Consider the following 17,679-nt stretch of genomic DNA (forward strand, 5'->3'; position numbering starts at 1 on the left):
TCCAGACTTTCTATTGTGAAGCGGTGGTGAGCCGGGCCAAGGCTTCCGGCGTATCGAAGTCGGCGAGCACCACATCGGTCCGTATCTGAACCTCGGTGATCTGATCCTCATGCCTGTCCATCAGGCTCTTGGCGCCGCGGTCACCGTCCAAAGTGAGCATCTCGGCGAAATGCTGACGGCCCCACAGCACCGGATTGCCGCGCTCACCGGCATGGACGGGCACGATGATGGTGCGTCTCTCGGCCGGGCTGAAGGCAGCAATCAATCGGTTGATATGGCGACCGCCGACGAGCGGCATGTCGCCCAGCGCCACCACCACGGCATCCGCGTCACCGGAAAGTCCCGCAAGCCCGGCTTTGAGCGAGCTTGCGATCCCCGACGCGTAAGCCGGATTATGGACAAAACGCACATCGAGGCCGGTGAGTGCTGCCTCGACCTTCTCCCGCTCATGGCCGGTGACCACCAGCACGGGCTTCGCCGCCGAGGCCAGCATGGCTTCCGCCGTCATGCGGATCATCGCCCGGTCATGGATGACGCTGAGCAGCTTGTTGGCGCCCATACGGGTGGAACGCCCGGCCGCCAGGATCATGCCGGCGATCTGCGGCGCCTTTTGCGGTTTTGCGTCATCGCCCTCGCGTGGCGTCGGCCGGGTGGAGATTTCCTTGAGGAGCCCGCCTGCTCCCATATCCATGATGTCCTGCCCAGAGACATGCAGGCCCGCCATGATCCGCGCCAGCACCCAGTCGAAGCCATTGAGCTTGGGCGAGCGCGCGCAAGTCGGCACGCCGATCACCGAGGCCCCTTCGAGCCTGCCGAACATCATCAGATTGCCCGGATCGACCGGCATGCCGAGATGCACCACCTCGCCTTCCGCCTGCTCGAGGGCGGCGGGAATGACATCGCCCCGGTCGACGATCGCCGAGGCGCCGAAGATCAGGATAGGATTGCGGCCTTTGCCATGCAGTGCCGCCACCGCGTCGCGCACCGGCGCCACGGCATGATCGACGACCATCACCTCGGCGAGCTCGCCATCAAGCGCGGCGATACGCTCGCGGATCGCCTCTTCCGATTTGGCGATGAGCGACGGCTTGGTCTGCGGCAGCTTGGTGATGATGAGACCGGCCTTGCGGTGCTTGAAGCTCTCGACCCGGATCAGCGGATCGGAGCCGATGACGGCGAGCCCGTCTTCCAGCATGTCGCGCGGCACCGCGAAGGGAATGACCTTCACCGTCGCCACCAATTGCCGCTCCTCGACGATCTCGAAGGGCGAAGCGGTCGCAAGCGTCAGGCTCTCATGCACGCGGTTGAAGGTTTTCACGCGTTCGGTGTCGATGACGACGAGGCCGCGGCGATGCGCATGCAGATTGGCGCGTCCGGTGAAGGGCGCCTGGACGATCGTCCCCTCGCCGGCGATCGCCTTGGCCACCGTCTCGGCGGCCTTGTCCTCCGACACGTCGTCCTCCGACAGGCGCGCGGCGAAAACATGGCCGACACCACTGTCTTCGAGCAGACCGATATCGGCGGCGGTCAGCACCCGGCCCTTCTTGAACGTGCCGCTTTTATGCTTGACCGAATGCGCCAGGATCGCGCCGGCGGCATCCGCGGTGGGAATCTCGCCGAACTTCATTAGCTCCCCAGCCTCAGCACGCGTGTCACTTCTGCCATGATCGATATCGCGATCTCGGGCGCGCCCTGGGCGCCGATATTGAGGCCGATCGGCCCATGGATCCGGGCGATATCGGATTCCGAGAAGCCGGCGCCGATGAGGCGCTGGCCACGCGCCGCCTGGTTCTTCTTCGAGCCGAGCGCGCCGATATAGAAAACCTTGGACTTGAGCGCCAGATGCAGCGACGGATCGTCGATCTTCGGATCATGGGTCAGTGCCAGGATGCCGGTGCGCTGATCGAGGCCGAGCGTCGGCAGGATCTCATCCGGCCATTCGGCATGAAGCGTGATCTCGGGAAAACGCGCGCCCGTTGCGAAGGCGCCGCGCGGGTCGACCACCACCACGTCATAACCCGCCGCCTTGGCGATCGGGATCACCGCCTGCGCGATATGGACGGCGCCGATGATGACGAGGCGCAGGGCCGGGTTATAGATATGGACGAAGAACTCGCCTTCCGGGACCTTGTGAACACCGCTGCGGTCGAAGCGGAAAGCTTCATCCAGCACATGGGCGAGGATGTCGTCGGCGGCATGGTCGCGCGCTACCACACGCTGCGCGCCATTCGCAAGTTGGGTGACGAGCGCCACGGCCTTGCGTTGCGTCCGGGCCTCCAGGACCTGCTCGAAGATGTCGAGTTTCATGCGCCGAGCGGTTCCACATAGACACGGATCTTGCCACCGCAAGCGAGGCCGACTTTCCAGGCCGTCTCATCCGCCACGCCGAAAGCCAACGTCTTGGGCTTGCCCGACGAGATGATGTCGATGGCCTCGGTGACGACGGCGCCCTCGACGCAGCCGCCCGATACCGAGCCGATGAAATTGCCGTCAGCGTCAATAACGAGCTGGCTGCCGACCGGCTGCGGGGCCGACCCCCAGGTTTCGATGACGGTGGCGAGCGCCACTTGCCGCCCATCCTTCAGCCATTGCGCCGCCTGATCGAGGACGGTGGGATCGGAGCCTGCCATGGTAATTCTCCTAACCTGCCTTGAGCCATGTCCTGGGATCATGCTCCGCCCGCTTGGGCGCCGCAAGCGCGGCCGCCAGATCGGCGAGGCTGTCGAGCGAATGGACCGGCCTGAATTCATCGATATAGGGCATCATGGCGCGAATGCCAGCGGCGCGCGCCTCGAAGCCCTGATAGCGCAACAGCGGGTTGAGCCAAATGATGCGCCGGGCCGAGCGGCTGAGCCGCGCCATCTCGGTCTCGAGCACGCTGACATCCTCGCGGTCGAGTCCGTCAGTCATCAGCAGCACATGTGCGCCCTGGGTCAGCACCCGCCGCGTCCACTTGTAATTGAACTCCTTCAGCGCGCTGCCGATGCGGGTGCCGCCCGACCAGTCCTTCACCGCCGACGCGACCTTCATCATCGCCTCATCGACATCGCGCCGCTTGAGCTCGCGCGTGATGTTGGTGAGTCTGGTGCCGAACAGGAAGACCGAGACACGCTCGCGATCGTTCATCAGCCCATGCAGGAAATGCAGGAACATGCGGCTGTAATTCGAGCACGAGCCCGATATGTCGCACAGCACCACCAGCGGCGGCTCACGCCATTGCCGTTCGCGCCGGGCGAGATCGATGAGATGGCCGCCAGCCCTGAGCGAGCCCTTGAGCGTGCGCCTGAGATCGATCCGTGCGCCGCTATGGAACGGCCGGTAGCGCCGCGTTGGGATTTCGAGCCGGTGGATGCGCAGGCGCGCGATGGCCTGCCGCGCCTGCGCCTGCTCGGTGACCGTCATCTGCTCGAAGTCCTTGGCGCGCAGCACCTCCAGGGCCGAATGCGAAAAGGTCGCATCGAACTCAAGCGAGCCCGGCTTCTCCTCGCGCCGGCTCTGCGCCTCGACCTTGTCGAACATCGCTTCGGCCAGGCGCCGGAATCCCGCCTTCTTCGCCTTCTCGTCCGCTGGCCGCGTGATCTGCTGGAACATCAGCTGCATCAGTTGCTCCAGCATCTTGGGCTTCTTCCAGAAGACGTGGAACGCCTGGTCGAAGATCTCCTTCTGCTCGCGCCGTTTCACGAAGACGGCATGCAGCGTCCAGTAGAAATCCTCGCGCGATCGGAGCGTGCCGATCATCGCGGCATCGAGCGCGTCGATCACGTGGCCCGGACCGACCGGAAGTCCCGCCTCGCGCAGCACCCGGGCGAAATGCATGATGTTGAAGGCGAGCCGGCCCGACGGCGCGCCGCCCGAGAGCATGGCAGGCGGCTGCTCCATCAGGTCCTCGCCATGGCGGCGATCTCGGCCTTGATCTGGTCGAGGATACGCTTGGCTTCAGAGCCTTCCATGCGCACGATGTCGTCCTGATATTTGAGCAGCACGCCCAGCGTGTCGTTCACCGTTTGCGGGTCGAGCGCCACCGCATCGAGCTCATGCAGCGCCGACACCCAGTCGAGCGTTTCGGCGACGCCCGGTGCCTTGTAGAGCTCGCCGCCGCGCAACGCCTGGACAAAGCCCACCACTTCGCGTGCCAGCTTCTCCGATGCTTCCGGCCGGCGGGCCTTAATGATGGCGACCTCGCGCGCGGCATCGGGATAGCCGACCCAGTGATAGAGACAGCGCCGCTTCAGCGCATCATGCACCTCGCGGGTGCGGTTGGACGTGATGATGACGATCGGCGGCTCTTCCGCCTTGACCGTGCCGAGCTCGGGGATCGTCACCTGGAAATCGGACAGCACTTCGAGGAGGAAGGCCTCGAAGGCCTCATCGGTGCGGTCGAGCTCGTCGATGAGGAGCACCGGCGCCCCACCCTTAGGCGCTTCCAGCGCCTGCAGCAGCGGCCGCTTGGTGAGGAATCTTTCCGAGAATATGTCTTGGCCGAGCCGGTCACGGTCGAGCTCGCCCGCCGCTTCCGCGAGCCGGATTTCGATCATCTGGGCCGAGTAATTCCACTCATAGACCGCCGCATTGACGTCGAGCCCTTCATAACATTGGAGCCGGATGAGCTTCCGCCCCAGCGCCTCGGACAGCACCTTGGCGATCTCGGTCTTGCCGACGCCCGCCTCCCCTTCGAGAAACAGGGGCCGCCCCATCTTGAGGGCGAGGAATACGACGGTGCTGAGCGCCCGGTCGGCGATATAACCTTGCGACTTGAGAAGCTCGACCACGGCATCGATCGAGGGCGGCAGGTTGGTCACTTTCTGGCTGGCATCCATTCCTTGTTTCCTGATCAGATTACCGCTTCGAGATCGAGCGTCTTGGTGGGTTTTCCGAGGCGTCTGCCCGGCTCGAATTCATATATCTTCAAATGGCGCCCGGCCGCCACCATGAGACGACCATACATATCCCAGCCCGCCCAGTTGGCCAGCACGATGTGTTCGGCGCCCTTGATATCGTAGCCGTCGCCATCCTGAAGCACATAGTCGAAATGATCATAGCTGCCGAGAGATTGCGGCCTTGCCGTTCGGACGATCGCCGGCTGCCGTTTGCCGCGGGCCTTCAGCGGCCATGGATATGTCGTCACTTGCGGCGGCTTCAGGCGAGCTTTGAGCGCCGCCGCCTCGTCCTCCGGCAGGGAGTTGGCATCATGCAGAATCCGATGTTTACGGAAGTTCTGATATTCGGGCCCGGCTCCCGGCGGCAGCGCCTCGAACACCATGAGCCGATGGTCGCTGAGGAATAGGCCGCCTCCGCCCCAGGTCGACCCATTAGGGTAGAACAGATGTGCTGTGAGCGAGGGGGGTGAAGCTACGGCCGTCCAGGTGGAAGGATCGGAACGGCCATCGGTCTTCTGTCCTTGCATGGCGAAATAGACGAGAAGCTCGCCGTCAGGCGACAGATGCGAGCGCTCCGGGAATAGACGGCCACGGAAACGCGATCCCTTGCTGAGCTGATCGCGGCACCCTTTTCCCCGTCTTTCATAATCGAGCAGCAGGCAATAGGTGGTGAGGCGGCTGCGCCTATAGAAGATCACCGCCACCGGCGCAGCGCTCGCCAGGAGGACCGCAGATTTCGCTGTCGCGGGCGTCATGCGTCACCAAGACAAAAGGCCCGCATGTCTACACATACGGGCCTGTATTCGCAAAACCTCAAAAAGCGCTACTTCGCCGCCGCCACCGCGCGGCGTGCGAGCACGGTCACGAGATGGGCGCGGTATTCGGGCGAGGCATGCATGTCGCTGTTGAGGCCGCTGGCCTTGACCTTGATGCCGCCAATGGCATCGGCCGAGAAGTTGGCCTCGAGCGCCTTCTCCATTTCCGGCACCCGGAACACTTTCGGCCCCGCCCCCGTCACCGCCACGCGCACCGAGCCGTCTTTCAGCTCGGCCACCATGACGCCGACCATCGCATAGCGCGACGCCGGATTGGGGAACTTCACATAGGCCGCCCGCTTCGGCACCGGGAACTCCACCGCAGTGACGATCTCATCGTCCTTGAGCGCGGTGGTGAAGATATCGGTGAAGAACTTGTCGCCGGGGACGCTGCGCGCCGAGGTGACGACGGTCGCATTGAGGCCGACCACGGCGGCGGGATAATCCGCCGCCGGATCATTATTCGCGATCGAACCGCCGATCGTGCCGCGGTTGCGGACATGCGGGTCGCCGATGCCGCCGGCAAGTGCTGAGAGAGCCGGAATGGCTTTCTTGACGCCCTTGTCGGTCGCGACATTGGCGTGAACCGTGCCCGCCTTGACCGTAACCTTGTCGGCGCCGACCTCGACGCCCGAATTCCCGAGGCCGCCGAGATCGATGATGTCGGAAGGTGCGGCAAGCCCCTGCTTCATGGTCGGCAGCAAAGTCATGCCACCCGACAGGAATTTGCCGTCCGCCGCATCCTTCATCGCCTTGACGGCGTCGGCGGGCTTCGTCGGCCGGTGATAGATAAAGTTTTCCATGGATCCCTCCCTTATTCCGCCGCCATCTTCGTGGCCTGCAACGTCTTCCACACCGTATGCGGACTTGCCGGCATCGCCAGGTCCTTGACGCCTAGCGCATCCGTCATGGCATTCATGACCGCCGCCGGCGCCGCGATCGCACCCGCTTCGCCGCAGCCCTTCATGCCCAGCGGATTCGATGGGCATTTGGTTTCGGTGAAGCCGAGCTTGAAGGACGGCACGTCGGTGGCGCGCGGCATGCAGTAGTCCATATAGGAGCCGGTGAGCAGCTGGCCTGACTCGCTGTCATAGACACAGCCCTCCGTCAGCGCCTGGCCAATGCCCTGCGTGATGCCGCCATGCACCTGGCCTTCAACGATCATCGGATTGATGACGGTGCCGAAATCATCGACGGCCGTCCAGCTGACGATCTCGGTGACGCCGGTCTCAGTGTCGATCTCGACCTCGCAGATATGGCAACCCGCCGGGAAAGTGAAGTTGCTCGGGTCGTAGAACGCCGTTTCCTTCAATCCCGGCTCGATTTCCGAGGTCGGAAACTTATGCGCCACATAGGCCGCCAGCGCCACTTCGCCGAACGCCATCTTCTTGTCGGTGCCCTTGACCGAGAAGCTGCCGTTCTTGAACTCGATGTCGCCTTCCGCCGCCTCCATCACATGGGCGGCGATCTTCCTCGCCTTGGCCTCCACCTTGTCGAGCGCCTTGGAGATCGCCGACATGCCGACGGCGCCCGAGCGCGAGCCATAGGTGCCCATGCCGAACTGCACCTTGTCGGTATCGCCATGCACGATCGCCACCGAGTTGATGTCGACGCCGAGGCGGTCCGACACGAGCTGGGCGAAGGTCGTCTCATGGCCCTGGCCGTGGCTATGCGAGCCGGTGAGCACTTCGATCGTGCCGACCGGATTGACCCGGACTTCGGCCGACTCCCACAGGCCCACACCGGCGCCCAGCGAACCGACCGCCGCCGACGGCGCGATGCCGCAGGCCTCGATGTAGTTGGCGAAGCCGATGCCGCGCAGTTTGCCCTGCTTGGCGGCGGCCGCCTTGCGCGCCGGGAAGCCCTTGTAGTCGGCTATCTCCAGCGCCTTCTTGAGCGAGGCATCATAGTCGCCCGCGTCATAGGTCATGATGACCGGCGTCTGGTGTGGGAAAGAGGTGACGAAGTTGCGCCGGCGGAATTCCGCCGGATCGATCTTCATCTCGCGCGCCGCCGTCTCGACGATGCGCTCCACCAGATAAGTCGCTTCCGGCCTGCCCGCGCCGCGATAGGCATCGACGGGCGCGGTATTGGTATAGATCGCATCCACCTCGGCATAGATCGCCGGAATGGCATATTGGCCGGAGAGCAGCGTGGCATAGAGATAGGTCGGCACGCAGGAGGCGAAAGTCGACAGATAAGCGCCCATGCTGGCGAGGGTATGGCATTTGAGGCCAAGTATGTGGCCATCCTTGTCCATCGCCAGCTCGGCATGAGTTACGTGATCGCGGCCATGCGCGTCGGCGAGAAAGCTTTCGGTGCGTTCCGCGGTCCATTTGATCGGCCGGCCGCCGATACGCTTCGATGCCCAGACGCAGACGACTTCCTCGGCATAGATGAAGATCTTCGAGCCGAAGCCGCCGCCGACATCGGGGGCGATGACGCGCAGCTTGTGTTCCGGTGCAAGCCCGTGGAAGGCCGAGATGACGAGGCGCGCCACATGCGGGTTCTGGCTTGTCGTATAAAGCGTGTAGTGGTCGCTGCCTGAATCGTAGGAGCCGATGGCCGCGCGTGGCTCCATCGCATTGGGGATGAGCCGGTTATTGACAAGGTCGAGCTTGGTCACGTGATGGGCGCGCTGAAAGGCCGCCTCGGTCGCCGCCTTGTCGCCGAGCGACCATTCGAAGACGGTGTTGTCGGGAGCCACATCGTGGATCTGCGCCTTCGACTTCGTCGCCTTGGCCACGTCGACCACATGCGGCAGCACGCCATAGGTGACGTCCACCCGGGCGGCGGCGGCCTTGGCCTGCTCTTTGGTTTCGGCGATGACGACGGCGACATGGTCGCCGACATAACGCGCCTTGCCCTGCGCCAGGATCGGATGCGGGCCGGCCTTCATCGGCGAGCCGTCCTTGGAATGGATCATCCAGCCGCAGATGAGGCCGCCGATCTTGTCCTCGGCCACATGCTCGCCGGTGAACACGGCGACGACGCCGTCCTCCGGCGCCCATTCCGGCTCCTTGATCGACTTGATGGTCGCATGCGCATGCGGGCTGCGCACGAAATAGGCGTAGGTCTGGTCTTTCAGATTGATATCATCCGTATACTGACCCTTGCCGGTGATGAAACGGTGATCTTCCTTGCGCCTGACCCGAGCGCCGATTCCAGTGTCCATGATCTGTCCTCCTGATCCGCTCTGCGCTTACATATTCTCGGCGCCGGCCTGGATGGCCTTGACGATGTTGTGATAGCCCGTGCAGCGGCAGATATTGCCTTCGAGCTCGTGACGGATGGTTTCCTCGTCGAGCGTCTTGCCCTTGCGGTTTACGAGATCGACCGCCGCCATGAGCATGCCGGGCGTACAGAAGCCGCATTGGAGCCCGTGATGCTCGCGGAAGGCCTCCTGCATCGGATGCAGCTTGCCGTTCTTGGCCAGGCCTTCGACCGTCGTCACCTCGGCGCCGTCGCAAGCGACGGCGAGCGCGGTGCAGGATTTGATCGCGGTGCCGTTCACATGCACGACGCAGGCGCCGCATTGGCTGGTGTCGCAGCCGACATGCGTGCCCGTCAGGCCCAGATTCTCGCGCAGGAACTGCACCAGAAGTGTGCGCGGCTCGACGGCGCCGCACACGGCTTTGCCATTCACTTTCATGGAGATCGCAGACATCGATATTCCTCCCAGGAGGGATCGCCCGGTCCCAATTTGGATGGGTTTTGGGGGGCCGATCCCATGTCTTCGCCGGCCGTGAGCTTGCGCCGGGAGGCCATTAGGGTCAAGCGACCACCAATTGAGACCAAAGTACTAACACTCGATATCAAGGGCCTTTCATGCCATCATGACAGGCCTGCAACCTTGGGCACCGGCGCCGCGTAAACCCATGACGGAGATACGCTCATGACCCGCAGACTGCTCATTGCCCTTGTCGGCGCCCTGGCCGTCCTGGCCACGCTGCTGCCGTTGCGCGCGCAAAGCGTGTCGGACGCCGAGGCGGCAGAATTCCAGCGCATCATCACAAGCCAGCTCAATGCCTTCTCGGCCGATGACGGGGCCACCGCTTATGGCTTCGCCGCCCCCAATATCCAGCGCCTCTTCCCGACCCCTGAAGTCTTCATGTCGATGGTCCAGAAGGGTTATGCGCCGGTCTATCGCCGGCAGTCCTATGCCTTCGGCCGGATCGGCACTGAAATGGGCGGCCAGCCGACGCAGCATGTCACCATCATCGATGCCAATGGCAAGGCTTGGACGGCGCTCTATGCCATGCAGCGCCAGCCCGACGGCTCCTGGAAGATCTCTGGTTGCTCGCTGGTCGAAGCACCCGCTGCCGATGCGTGAACCTTTTGTGAATGAGGCCTTCAAGGCGGATTCAGGCTGAGCCGCACATGATCGGCATCGTTGAGGCAACACAACGAAACGATCAACCACGCGGAGCTCTCTTCATGAAGACCCTCACCATCGTCGCTGCCCTCGTCCTCATCTCGGCCGGCCAGGCCCTGGCGGGATCGGGCGCCCAGTCGACCGCCAAAACGAGCCAAGGCGTCACGCCTCAGGCCGCCCAGAGCTATGTCGCCTCCTACAATGTCGTCGAGGCCAAGGTGGCCGAAGGCGTGAAGTTCCAGAATACGGGCAAGGCCAAAGGCGTCAGCCAGCAGCCCGGCAAGATGATCTTCAAAGCCCTGCCGAGCCGCGGCTGAACCCGCCGGCCGTGACTTTCGGGGCCCACTGGATTAGAGCCTCTGCCATATCGATGGCAGGGGCTCGAATCGCATGACGGACACGACCTACCCCGCGACGGTGCGCCGGCAGACGATCTATTGGTTGGCCGCCGCCCTGCTCGTCATCGCTTGCGCCGTCATCCTTCTCGCTATGGGCCGCGAACCCATCTGCAAATGCGGCTATGTCAAGCTCTGGCATGGCGTGGTGATGAGCTCGGAGAACTCCCAGCATCTCACCGACTGGTACACGCCCTCCCACCTCATCCATGGCTTTATCTTTTATGGGCTCCTGTGGCTCATCGGCCGGCGCTGGCCCTTAGGACTCAGGCTCTGCCTCGCCATTCTCGTCGAAGGCGCCTGGGAGATCACCGAAAACAGCGACTTCATCATCAACCGCTATCGTGAAGCCACCGTCTCGCTCGATTATTTCGGCGACAGCGTCATCAATTCGGTGAGCGACATCCTGGCGATGGTGGCGGGTTTCTTCCTCGCCTGGCGCGCCCCAGTCTGGGTGACGGTGGCGCTCGCCATCTTCTTCGAGGTGTTCACCGGCTTCATGATCCGCGACAACCTCACCCTCAATATCATCATGCTGACCTGGCCGCTCGACTGGATCAAGGAATGGCAGGCGGCTTTACCGTCGCGCTAGCAAGGAGCGGGCGAGCAGCACGCCATTGGCGGGATTTTCGCCGATCCGCCTGATCGCATAGGGCCACCAGTCGCGCCCGAAGGGCACATAGAGGCGGACCCTTTCGCCCTGCTGTGCCAGCGCCTCGGCGACATCACTGCGCACGCCCAAAAGCATCTCGAATTCATAAGTGCTCTGCGGCCAGCCATTCTCGCGGGCGAGCGCCAACGCCTCGGCCTGGATGCGGTCATCATGGGTGGCGATGATTGGATAGAAACCACTTTCGCGCGCTTCCTCGCTCAGCATCAGCGCCACGAGCTTGCGATAATTGGCCTTGATCTCGGGCTCCGTCGCGAAGGCCACATGTTTCGCACCGACAAAGGCGCCCTTGACGAGGCGCGCTTTGGCGCCGGCCGCGATCAGCCTGATCAGATCACCTTCGGTGCGCCGCAAATAGGCCTGCAGCGTCACCGCGGCGGGCAGCTCCAGCCGCCGGAGATCGTCATGCAGCGCCAAAGTGACATCGACGACGCTCGCATCCTCCATGTCGAGCATGAGGCAATGCAAACCGGGCTTGCCGCCGGAAGCGAGCGCGATGGCGCGGCCGATGCTGCGGGCGCGCGGCCCCACCTGCTCCGCATCGGTCTGCAGCCCGATCTGGGTCGGATCGACCGAGATATGCACATCGAGATCGGCATCGGCGAGCCTGGCGGCGATGGCGAGCTTCTGGTCGACATTCTCCTGTACCAGCTCCAGCCGGTCGACATATTCGCCGAGATAATAGAACGAGGTGCGGATGCCCTTCTCGTCGAGAAGACGCTCCGCCGTGGCGAAGGCGGACGCGACATCGGGTCCCGCCACGAAGCGCTGGGCCAGCTTCCTCATGCCGTCCCGGCCTTGCATGAAATCCTTGACGGCGCTCGAGCGGGCGAGCGCAATCATGCCTCTCTGCCAAAGTCGTTTCATGCAATGCTCATCCTGGCATGGCTCGGCGGCCGGCCATATTTCTGTTTGAAGGCGCGGGAGAATTCGGCGAGCGTCGAGAATCCGGTGGCGAGCGCCACGTCGCGCACGCTAAGCCGCGAATAGGTCAGAAGGCGCAGCGCCCTATCGAGCCGCAATTGCCGGTAGAAGCCGACCGGCGTCGTCTGCAGATGCTGGTGGAACAGGCGCTCGAGCTGGCGGTCGGAAAGCCCAGACGTCGCCGCCACGTCCTTCAAGGTGAGCTTGTCCTCGACATGCTCCTCCATCAAACGGATCGCTTTGACGAGGCGTGGATCGCCGACCCGGTAACGCGTGCCGACCGGGACCCGGGCCTCGCCCGGATGATTGAGATGGCGGGTATGGACCAGCGTGTCGGCCACCTTCTGCGCCAACGCCTCGCTTTCGATCGAGCCCAGCCAGTCGAGCATCATGTCGAGTGCCGCCGCACCGCCGGACGCGGTCATGCGGCCGCGGTCGAGCACATAGGTCTCGTCCGCCACATCGATCTCAGGATAGCTTTCGCGAAAGGCCGGCAGCGTCTCCCAGTGACAGGTGGCGCGGTAACCGTCGAGCACGCCCGCCCCCGCCAGCAGGAAGGCGCCGGTATCGACCGCGCCCAGAAGCGCGCCATTGCGGGCGAGCCGGCGCAATTCATTGAGCACCGGCCGCACCATGCCGGCCTCGTGCTCATAGGACGCACAGGCGAAGACCACATCCGGCCGGCCGATGTCCTCCAGGCTCGCCGAGACCGATACCGGGATGCCGTTGGAGGCGACCACCGCTTCGCCATCCATCGAGACGAAGCGCCAGGAGAACACCTCCCCGGCGAAGCGGTTGGCGACGCGCAAAGGCTCGAGCGCCGAAAACAGCGCGATCATGGAAAAACGCGGAATGAGCAGGAAGGCGATATCGCGGGCCATGGCGGCGGTAAATATCAAGCTGATGGCGGAAAAAGTCAAATCCTATCAAAAATCCGACCTTACTCTGCGCCGATCCAATTCCCAGGGAGGACAGAATGAATCCGAAAGTCATCATCACCTGCGCCGTGACCGGTGCGGGCGACACGGTCGGCAAGCACCCGGCCATTCCGGTAACCCCTGAGCAGATCGCCAATGCGGCGCTCGAGGCCGCCGATGCCGGCGCCGCCATCGTCCACTGCCATGTGCGCAACCCGAAGACCGGCAAGGGCGCGCGGAACGTCGAGCTCTATGCCGAGGTCGTCGAGCGCATCCGCGCCAAGAACAAGACGGTGATCATCAACCTCACCGCCGGCATGGGCGGCGATGTCGAGATCGGCCCCGGCGAGACGCCGCGCCAGTTCAACGAGGCCAATACCGATCTGGTCGGTCCGGCCGAACGCCTCCTCCATGTGAAGGAGCTGCGTCCCGAAATCTGCACGCTCGATTGCGGCACCCTCAATTTCGGCGACGGCAACACCATCGTCGTCCAGACCCCGACGCAGTTGCGCGAGCAGGCGAAGCTCATCCAGTCTTATGGCGTGAAGCCCGAGATGGAGATCTTCGACTCCGGCAATCTGTGGTTCGCCAAGCAGCTCGTCGCCGAAGGCCTCATCGACGAGCCGCCGATGTTCCAGCTCTGCCTCGGCATTCCGTGGGGTGCGCCCGTCAACACCCAGACCATGGCCTACCAGGTCGGCGAATTGCCGAAGAACGCCGTCTGGGCCGCCTTCGGCATCGGCCGCAACCAGTTCCCGATGGTGGCGCAGGCTGTCCTCCTCGGCGGCCATGTGCGCGTCGGCCTCGAGGACAATCTCTATCTCGAAAAAGGCGTCTATGCCTCGAACGGCACGCTCACCGAGCGCGCCGTGAAGATCATCGAGATCCTCGGCTCCAAGGTCGCGAGCCCCGACGAAGCACGCGACATCCTGAAACTGAAGCCAAGGAAAAGCTAAGGCCTAGTTCCCCTCCCCCTTGTGGGGGCGAGGAACGGCGGCGAAGCCGACAAAAAGGTCCGGTGGACCTTTTTGAGTGACAAGCGCCCGGAGCGTAAGCGAAGGGCGGGTTGGGTTGGGGGGTGGGGGTCGGGCAGTTTCTCAATTGCAGCCTCGATCATCTGAGAAACCACCCGACCCCCATCCTTGATCCCTCCCCGCAAGGGGGAGGGAAAATGAAATCGCAAAGATTCGAGAGGAAACATCCATGTCCATCAAGACCGTCGGCATTGCGGGAACGGGTCTCATCGGCGCCGGCTGGGCGGCGCGCCTGCTCATCCGGGGTTACGACGTCATCGCCTATGACGTCGTCCCCGAGGCCGAAGCCAAGCTCAGGGCCGCCATCGACGTCGCCTGGCCGTCCATGATCCGTCTCCTCAACACCCCTAAGGTGAAGAAAGGCAAGCTCAGTTTCACCATAGATCTCAAGGAGATGGCGTCCAAAGTTGACTTCATTCATGAAGCCGCGCCCGAGCGTGAGGCGCTCAAGATCAAGCTGTTCAAGGATTTGGACGCGCTGAGCCGTCCGGATGTCATCATCGCCTCTTCTTCCTCGGGCTTCCTGCCCTCCAGGCTCCAGTCCGAATGCGCCCATCCGGAGCGTGTGATCATCGCGCACCCCTTCAACCCGGTCTATCTGCTGCCGCTCGTCGAGACAGTGCCGGGCGACAAGACCTCATCCGAAGCGATGGACCGCGCCGGCAAATATTTCGAAGCCGTCGGCATGCATGTGCTGCGCCTCAAAAAGGAAATCGACGGCTATATCTGCGACCGTCTCCAGGAGGCTCTGTGGCGCGAGGCGCTGCATGTCCTCGACAAGGACATCGGCACCACCGCCGATATCGATGACTCGATCGTCTATTCGGCCGGCATGCGCTGGGCCTTCATGGGCTCGTTCCTCACCTATCATGCGGCCGGCGGCCCTGGCGGCATGCGCGCTTTCATCAATCAGTTCGACCCGACGCTCGACCTGCCCTGGACCGATCTCAAATATCCGAAGTGGAATGACGCGCTGGAGAAGCGGCTCGTCGAAGGCTGCGAGGCCCAGGCCGACGGCCTGACCGTCGCCGAGATCGAGGCCAAGCGCAACGACGTCCTCGTCGACATGATGCATCTCTTCAAGCAGCACAAGGTCGGCGCCGGCCTCGTGCTGGCGCGCGAGGAAGAGCGCCGCCTGAAGGCGCTGAAGCGCTGGAAGAAGGGCGCCAAGGTCGGCGGTCCCCTCGCCCTTCACCACGGCACGGTGATGACCTCCTGGGTCGATTACAACAACCACATGCAGGACGCTTATTATCTGGTGGCCTTCGGCGATGGTCTCGACGCCTTCTTCCGCTATATCGGTGACGACGAGGCCTATCGCGTGTCAGGGCTGACTTTTTTCACCGCCGAGACGCATCTCAACTACTATCGTGAGATGAAAGCGGGCGAGCCCTTCACCATCGAGACCCAGCTAGTCGGCCTCGATGAGAAGCGCATGCATCTCTTCCACCGCATGCTGCATGGCAAGACCGGCGAGCTCGTCGCCACCAATGAGATCATGCAGCTGCATGTCGACCAGAAGGCCGGCAAGGTCTCCCCGATGCGTGCCGACATATTCGAAGCGCTCTCCGCCGTCTGGGCCGAGCACAAGAAGCTGAAGGCCCCGGCCGAGCTCGGCCGCGTCATGAACGTGCCTAAAAAGACGAAGCCGGCGGCGAAGAAGAAACCGGCCGTCAAGAAGAAGGCCGCTAAGAAGAAACGCTGATTATCTTCGGGAGGAAACCATGCTTCAGCGTGTCATGATCACGGCGGGCGGCTCCGGCATCGGCTGGGCCATCGCCCGGGCCTTCGCCGACAATGGCGCCAAGGTCCATATTTGCGATGTCGACGAACGGGCCCTCGGTGAAGCGACCGAGAAATACCCGCAGATCGCCGCCACCCATCTCGATATCACCGACGAGGAAGCGGTCGACCAGTGGTTCGACGACGCGCTCGACGACATGGATGGCCTCGACGTGCTCATCAACAATGCCGGCATCAAGGGGCCGACCGGTTATGTCGAGGAGCTGAAGCTCGACGACTGGCGCGAATGCCTGAGCGTCTGCCTGGATGCGCAGTTCCTGTGTGCCAGGCGCGCCGCCCCGGTGATGAAGGAGCAGCGTTCCGGCTCCATCATCAACATCTCGTCCACCGCCGGTCTTTATGGCTATGGCCTCAGGACACCCTATGCGGCGGCCAAATGGGCGGTGATCGGCTTCTCGAAGTCGCTCGCCGTCGAGCTCGGTCCCTATGATGTGCGCGTCAACGCCATCTGCCCGGGCTCGGTCGAAGGCCCGCGCATGGAGCGTGTCATCAAGGCCGAGGCCGACAGCCGCGGCGTCGCCTTCGACGTCGTCTACAAGGACTATGTCCAGGCTCAATCGATCAAGCGTTTCGTCAAGCCGGAGGAGATCGCCGATATGTGTCTCTTCCTGGCTTCGCCCGCCTCCAAGATGGTGACCGGCCAGGCGATCTCGGTCGACGGCCATTCTGAAACCTTCCATATAGGGAGCTGACTCCATGGATTTCGCCCTCACCGACGAGCAGCGCATGATCGTCAAGACGACGCGCGATTTCGTCGAGAACGAGCTTTTCCCGCATGAGGCGGAAGTCGAACGCACCGGCGAATTGCGCAAGGACCTCTATGAGGAGCTGAAGGCCAAGGCCATCGAAGCCGGACTCTATGCCGCCAACATGCCCGAGGAAGCGGGCGGCGCCGGTCTCGATACCCAGACCTGGGTCATGTATGAGCGCGAGCTCGGCCGCGCCAATTACGCGCTGCATTGGAACTGCGTGGCGCGCCCGTCGAACATCCTGATGGCGTGTGAGGGCGAGCAGCGCGAGAAATATCTCTTCCCGGCGGTGCGCGGCGAGAAGTCGGACTGCCTCGCCATGACCGAGCCGGGTGCGGGCTCCGATGTCCGCGGCATGAAATGCGCCGCCGTCCAGCAAGGCGACGATTTCGTCATCAACGGCGTGAAGCACTTCATCAGCCACGCCGATGTCGCCGATTTCGTCATTCTCTTCGCCGCCTCGGGCGAGGAGAACACGCCGCGTGGCAAGAAGAAGCTCATCACCGCCTTCCTGGTTGACAAGGGCCATCCGGGCTTCGTGGTGCGCTACGGCTACCGCAATGTCTCGCATCGAGGCTACAACAACTGCATCCTCGAATTCACCGATTGCCGCCTGCCCAAATCCGCCGTGCTGGGCGAAGTACACAAAGGTTTCGAGGTGGCTAATTCCTGGCTCGGCGCCACCCGCCTTCAGGTCGCCGCCACCTGTATCGGCCGCGCCGAGCGCGCACTGGAGCACGCCAAGCAATGGGCGGTCGACCGCGTCCAGTTCGGCCAGCAGATCGGCAAGTTTCAGGGCGTCTCCTTCAAGCTCGCCGACATGGCGCTCGAATACAAAGCCGCCTGGCTCCTCACCCTCGAAGCGGCCTGGAAATACGACCAGGGCACTGTCGAGGACATGGATATGGCGATGGCCAAGCTCAAAGCCACCGAGATGCTGGCCATGGTCGCCGACGAAGCCATCCAGATCCATGGCGGCATGGGCGTGATGGAGGAATTGCCGCTCGAGCGCATCTGGCGCGACGCCCGCATCGAGCGCATCTGGGAAGGTACCAGCGAGATCCAGCGCCACATCATTTCACGCGCTTTGCTCAGACCACTTGGAGGATAGACGGAGCAA

Annotated in this window: 18 protein-coding genes; 7 read left to right on the forward strand and 11 right to left on the reverse strand. The window is 63.3% G+C overall.

All coding sequences use genetic code 11. The features are described 5' to 3' along the window. Positions 1 to 10: 10 nt before the first annotated feature. From JHL16_RS02210 to JHL16_RS02250, 9 genes are all read right to left on the reverse strand, one after another. Positions 11 to 1,627 (reverse strand): NTP transferase domain-containing protein, encoded by a 1,617-nt coding sequence (locus tag JHL16_RS02210; protein WP_200183274.1) that lies wholly within the window; start codon positions 1,625 to 1,627, stop codon positions 11 to 13. Continuing rightward, positions 1,627 to 2,307, reverse strand: a complete 681-nt coding sequence (locus JHL16_RS02215) for an XdhC family protein (protein ID WP_200183275.1) — start codon at positions 2,305 to 2,307, stop codon at positions 1,627 to 1,629. The genes JHL16_RS02210 and JHL16_RS02215 overlap by 1 nt, the downstream gene beginning before the upstream one ends. Continuing rightward, positions 2,304 to 2,630: an XdhC family protein gene (locus tag JHL16_RS02220; RefSeq protein ID WP_200183276.1), complete on the reverse strand. Its 327-nt coding sequence runs from the start codon at positions 2,628 to 2,630 to the stop codon at positions 2,304 to 2,306. Before JHL16_RS02220 ends, JHL16_RS02215 begins: the two co-directional genes overlap by 4 nt. A gap of 10 nt (positions 2,631 to 2,640) precedes the next feature. Continuing rightward, positions 2,641 to 3,879: a vWA domain-containing protein gene (locus tag JHL16_RS02225; protein ID WP_246770738.1), complete on the reverse strand. Its 1,239-nt coding sequence runs from the start codon at positions 3,877 to 3,879 to the stop codon at positions 2,641 to 2,643. After that, a complete protein-coding gene (locus JHL16_RS02230) occupies positions 3,879 to 4,817 on the reverse strand; it encodes an AAA family ATPase (RefSeq protein ID WP_200183277.1) in 939 nt (312 codons plus the stop codon). The genes JHL16_RS02225 and JHL16_RS02230 overlap by 1 nt, the downstream gene beginning before the upstream one ends. 14 nt (positions 4,818 to 4,831) lie before the next feature. After that, complete coding sequence (locus JHL16_RS02235; protein WP_200183278.1) at positions 4,832 to 5,632, reverse strand: hypothetical protein; 801 nt, start codon at positions 5,630 to 5,632, stop codon at positions 4,832 to 4,834. Between the two features lie 68 nt (positions 5,633 to 5,700). After that, positions 5,701 to 6,495 (reverse strand): FAD binding domain-containing protein, encoded by a 795-nt coding sequence (locus JHL16_RS02240; protein ID WP_200183279.1) that lies wholly within the window; start codon positions 6,493 to 6,495, stop codon positions 5,701 to 5,703. Positions 6,496 to 6,506: 11 nt separating this feature from the next. After that, positions 6,507 to 8,867, reverse strand: coding sequence for a xanthine dehydrogenase family protein molybdopterin-binding subunit (locus JHL16_RS02245; RefSeq protein ID WP_210345933.1), 2,361 nt, complete (start codon positions 8,865 to 8,867; stop codon positions 6,507 to 6,509). Between the two features lie 27 nt (positions 8,868 to 8,894). Beyond that, entirely contained in the window at positions 8,895 to 9,359 is a 465-nt protein-coding gene (locus tag JHL16_RS02250; RefSeq protein ID WP_200183280.1) for a (2Fe-2S)-binding protein, read from the reverse strand. 228 nt (positions 9,360 to 9,587) lie between these two features. Here JHL16_RS02250 and JHL16_RS02255 point away from each other — a divergent pair, with 228 nt between their 5' ends. The 3 genes from JHL16_RS02255 to JHL16_RS02265 all read left to right on the forward strand — a co-directional run bounded on the left by JHL16_RS02255 (position 9,588) and on the right by JHL16_RS02265 (position 11,054). Further along, positions 9,588 to 10,025 carry a DUF4864 domain-containing protein gene (locus JHL16_RS02255; protein WP_200183281.1) on the forward strand — a complete coding sequence of 146 codons (438 nt, stop codon included), beginning with the start codon at positions 9,588 to 9,590 and terminating at the stop codon, positions 10,023 to 10,025. Positions 10,026 to 10,129: 104 nt separating this feature from the next. Continuing rightward, positions 10,130 to 10,384: a hypothetical protein gene (locus JHL16_RS02260; protein ID WP_200183282.1), complete on the forward strand. Its 255-nt coding sequence runs from the start codon at positions 10,130 to 10,132 to the stop codon at positions 10,382 to 10,384. Between the two features lie 73 nt (positions 10,385 to 10,457). Beyond that, positions 10,458 to 11,054 (forward strand): DUF2585 domain-containing protein, encoded by a 597-nt coding sequence (locus JHL16_RS02265; protein WP_200183283.1) that lies wholly within the window; start codon positions 10,458 to 10,460, stop codon positions 11,052 to 11,054. Here the strand turns inward: JHL16_RS02265 and JHL16_RS02270 are convergent. Both JHL16_RS02270 and JHL16_RS02275 read right to left on the reverse strand, forming a co-directional pair. Beyond that, positions 11,040 to 11,999 (reverse strand): proline dehydrogenase family protein, encoded by a 960-nt coding sequence (locus tag JHL16_RS02270; protein ID WP_200183284.1) that lies wholly within the window; start codon positions 11,997 to 11,999, stop codon positions 11,040 to 11,042. The two genes, JHL16_RS02265 and JHL16_RS02270, sit on opposite strands and share 15 nt — an antisense overlap. Further along, positions 11,996 to 12,937 carry a GlxA family transcriptional regulator gene (locus tag JHL16_RS02275; protein WP_200183285.1) on the reverse strand — a complete coding sequence of 314 codons (942 nt, stop codon included), beginning with the start codon at positions 12,935 to 12,937 and terminating at the stop codon, positions 11,996 to 11,998. Before JHL16_RS02275 ends, JHL16_RS02270 begins: the two co-directional genes overlap by 4 nt. Before the next feature lie 95 nt (positions 12,938 to 13,032). Here JHL16_RS02275 and JHL16_RS02280 point away from each other — a divergent pair, with 95 nt between their 5' ends. The 4 genes from JHL16_RS02280 (at position 13,033) to JHL16_RS02295 (ending at position 17,670) form a co-directional block, all read left to right on the forward strand. Next, positions 13,033 to 13,929, forward strand: a complete 897-nt coding sequence (locus tag JHL16_RS02280) for a beta-keto acid cleavage family enzyme (protein WP_200183286.1) — start codon at positions 13,033 to 13,035, stop codon at positions 13,927 to 13,929. A gap of 247 nt (positions 13,930 to 14,176) precedes the next feature. After that, positions 14,177 to 15,712, forward strand: a complete 1,536-nt coding sequence (locus tag JHL16_RS02285) for a 3-hydroxyacyl-CoA dehydrogenase NAD-binding domain-containing protein (RefSeq protein WP_200183287.1) — start codon at positions 14,177 to 14,179, stop codon at positions 15,710 to 15,712. Between the two features lie 19 nt (positions 15,713 to 15,731). Then, positions 15,732 to 16,502: an SDR family oxidoreductase gene (locus JHL16_RS02290; RefSeq protein WP_246770739.1), complete on the forward strand. Its 771-nt coding sequence runs from the start codon at positions 15,732 to 15,734 to the stop codon at positions 16,500 to 16,502. A 4-nt stretch (positions 16,503 to 16,506) separates the two neighbouring features. Further along, positions 16,507 to 17,670, forward strand: a complete 1,164-nt coding sequence (locus JHL16_RS02295) for an acyl-CoA dehydrogenase family protein (protein ID WP_200183288.1) — start codon at positions 16,507 to 16,509, stop codon at positions 17,668 to 17,670. Positions 17,671 to 17,679: the final 9 nt, after the last annotated feature.

The organism is Taklimakanibacter albus, from assembly GCF_016595235.1.
Classification (GTDB): domain Bacteria; phylum Pseudomonadota; class Alphaproteobacteria; order Rhizobiales; family Aestuariivirgaceae; genus Taklimakanibacter; species Taklimakanibacter albus.

Excerpts from the sequence above, each read along its gene's own strand:
- JHL16_RS02210 (WP_200183274.1), bottom strand. The coding sequence starts at position 1,627 with ATGAAGTTCGGCGAGATTCCCACCGCGGATGCCGCCGGCGCGATCCTG.
- JHL16_RS02215 (WP_200183275.1), bottom strand. The coding sequence starts at position 2,307 with ATGAAACTCGACATCTTCGAGCAGGTCCTGGAGGCCCGGACGCAACGC.
- JHL16_RS02220 (WP_200183276.1), bottom strand. The coding sequence starts at position 2,630 with ATGGCAGGCTCCGATCCCACCGTCCTCGATCAGGCGGCGCAATGGCTG.
- JHL16_RS02225 (WP_246770738.1), bottom strand. The coding sequence starts at position 3,879 with ATGGAGCAGCCGCCTGCCATGCTCTCGGGCGGCGCGCCGTCGGGCCGG.
- JHL16_RS02230 (WP_200183277.1), bottom strand. The coding sequence starts at position 4,817 with ATGGATGCCAGCCAGAAAGTGACCAACCTGCCGCCCTCGATCGATGCC.
- JHL16_RS02235 (WP_200183278.1), bottom strand. The coding sequence starts at position 5,632 with ATGACGCCCGCGACAGCGAAATCTGCGGTCCTCCTGGCGAGCGCTGCG.
- JHL16_RS02240 (WP_200183279.1), bottom strand. The coding sequence starts at position 6,495 with ATGGAAAACTTTATCTATCACCGGCCGACGAAGCCCGCCGACGCCGTC.
- JHL16_RS02245 (WP_210345933.1), bottom strand. The coding sequence starts at position 8,867 with ATGGACACTGGAATCGGCGCTCGGGTCAGGCGCAAGGAAGATCACCGT.
- JHL16_RS02250 (WP_200183280.1), bottom strand. The coding sequence starts at position 9,359 with ATGTCTGCGATCTCCATGAAAGTGAATGGCAAAGCCGTGTGCGGCGCC.
- JHL16_RS02255 (WP_200183281.1), top strand. The coding sequence starts at position 9,588 with ATGACCCGCAGACTGCTCATTGCCCTTGTCGGCGCCCTGGCCGTCCTG.
- JHL16_RS02260 (WP_200183282.1), top strand. The coding sequence starts at position 10,130 with ATGAAGACCCTCACCATCGTCGCTGCCCTCGTCCTCATCTCGGCCGGC.
- JHL16_RS02265 (WP_200183283.1), top strand. The coding sequence starts at position 10,458 with ATGACGGACACGACCTACCCCGCGACGGTGCGCCGGCAGACGATCTAT.
- JHL16_RS02270 (WP_200183284.1), bottom strand. The coding sequence starts at position 11,999 with ATGAAACGACTTTGGCAGAGAGGCATGATTGCGCTCGCCCGCTCGAGC.
- JHL16_RS02275 (WP_200183285.1), bottom strand. The coding sequence starts at position 12,937 with ATGGCCCGCGATATCGCCTTCCTGCTCATTCCGCGTTTTTCCATGATC.
- JHL16_RS02280 (WP_200183286.1), top strand. The coding sequence starts at position 13,033 with ATGAATCCGAAAGTCATCATCACCTGCGCCGTGACCGGTGCGGGCGAC.
- JHL16_RS02285 (WP_200183287.1), top strand. The coding sequence starts at position 14,177 with ATGTCCATCAAGACCGTCGGCATTGCGGGAACGGGTCTCATCGGCGCC.
- JHL16_RS02290 (WP_246770739.1), top strand. The coding sequence starts at position 15,732 with ATGCTTCAGCGTGTCATGATCACGGCGGGCGGCTCCGGCATCGGCTGG.
- JHL16_RS02295 (WP_200183288.1), top strand. The coding sequence starts at position 16,507 with ATGGATTTCGCCCTCACCGACGAGCAGCGCATGATCGTCAAGACGACG.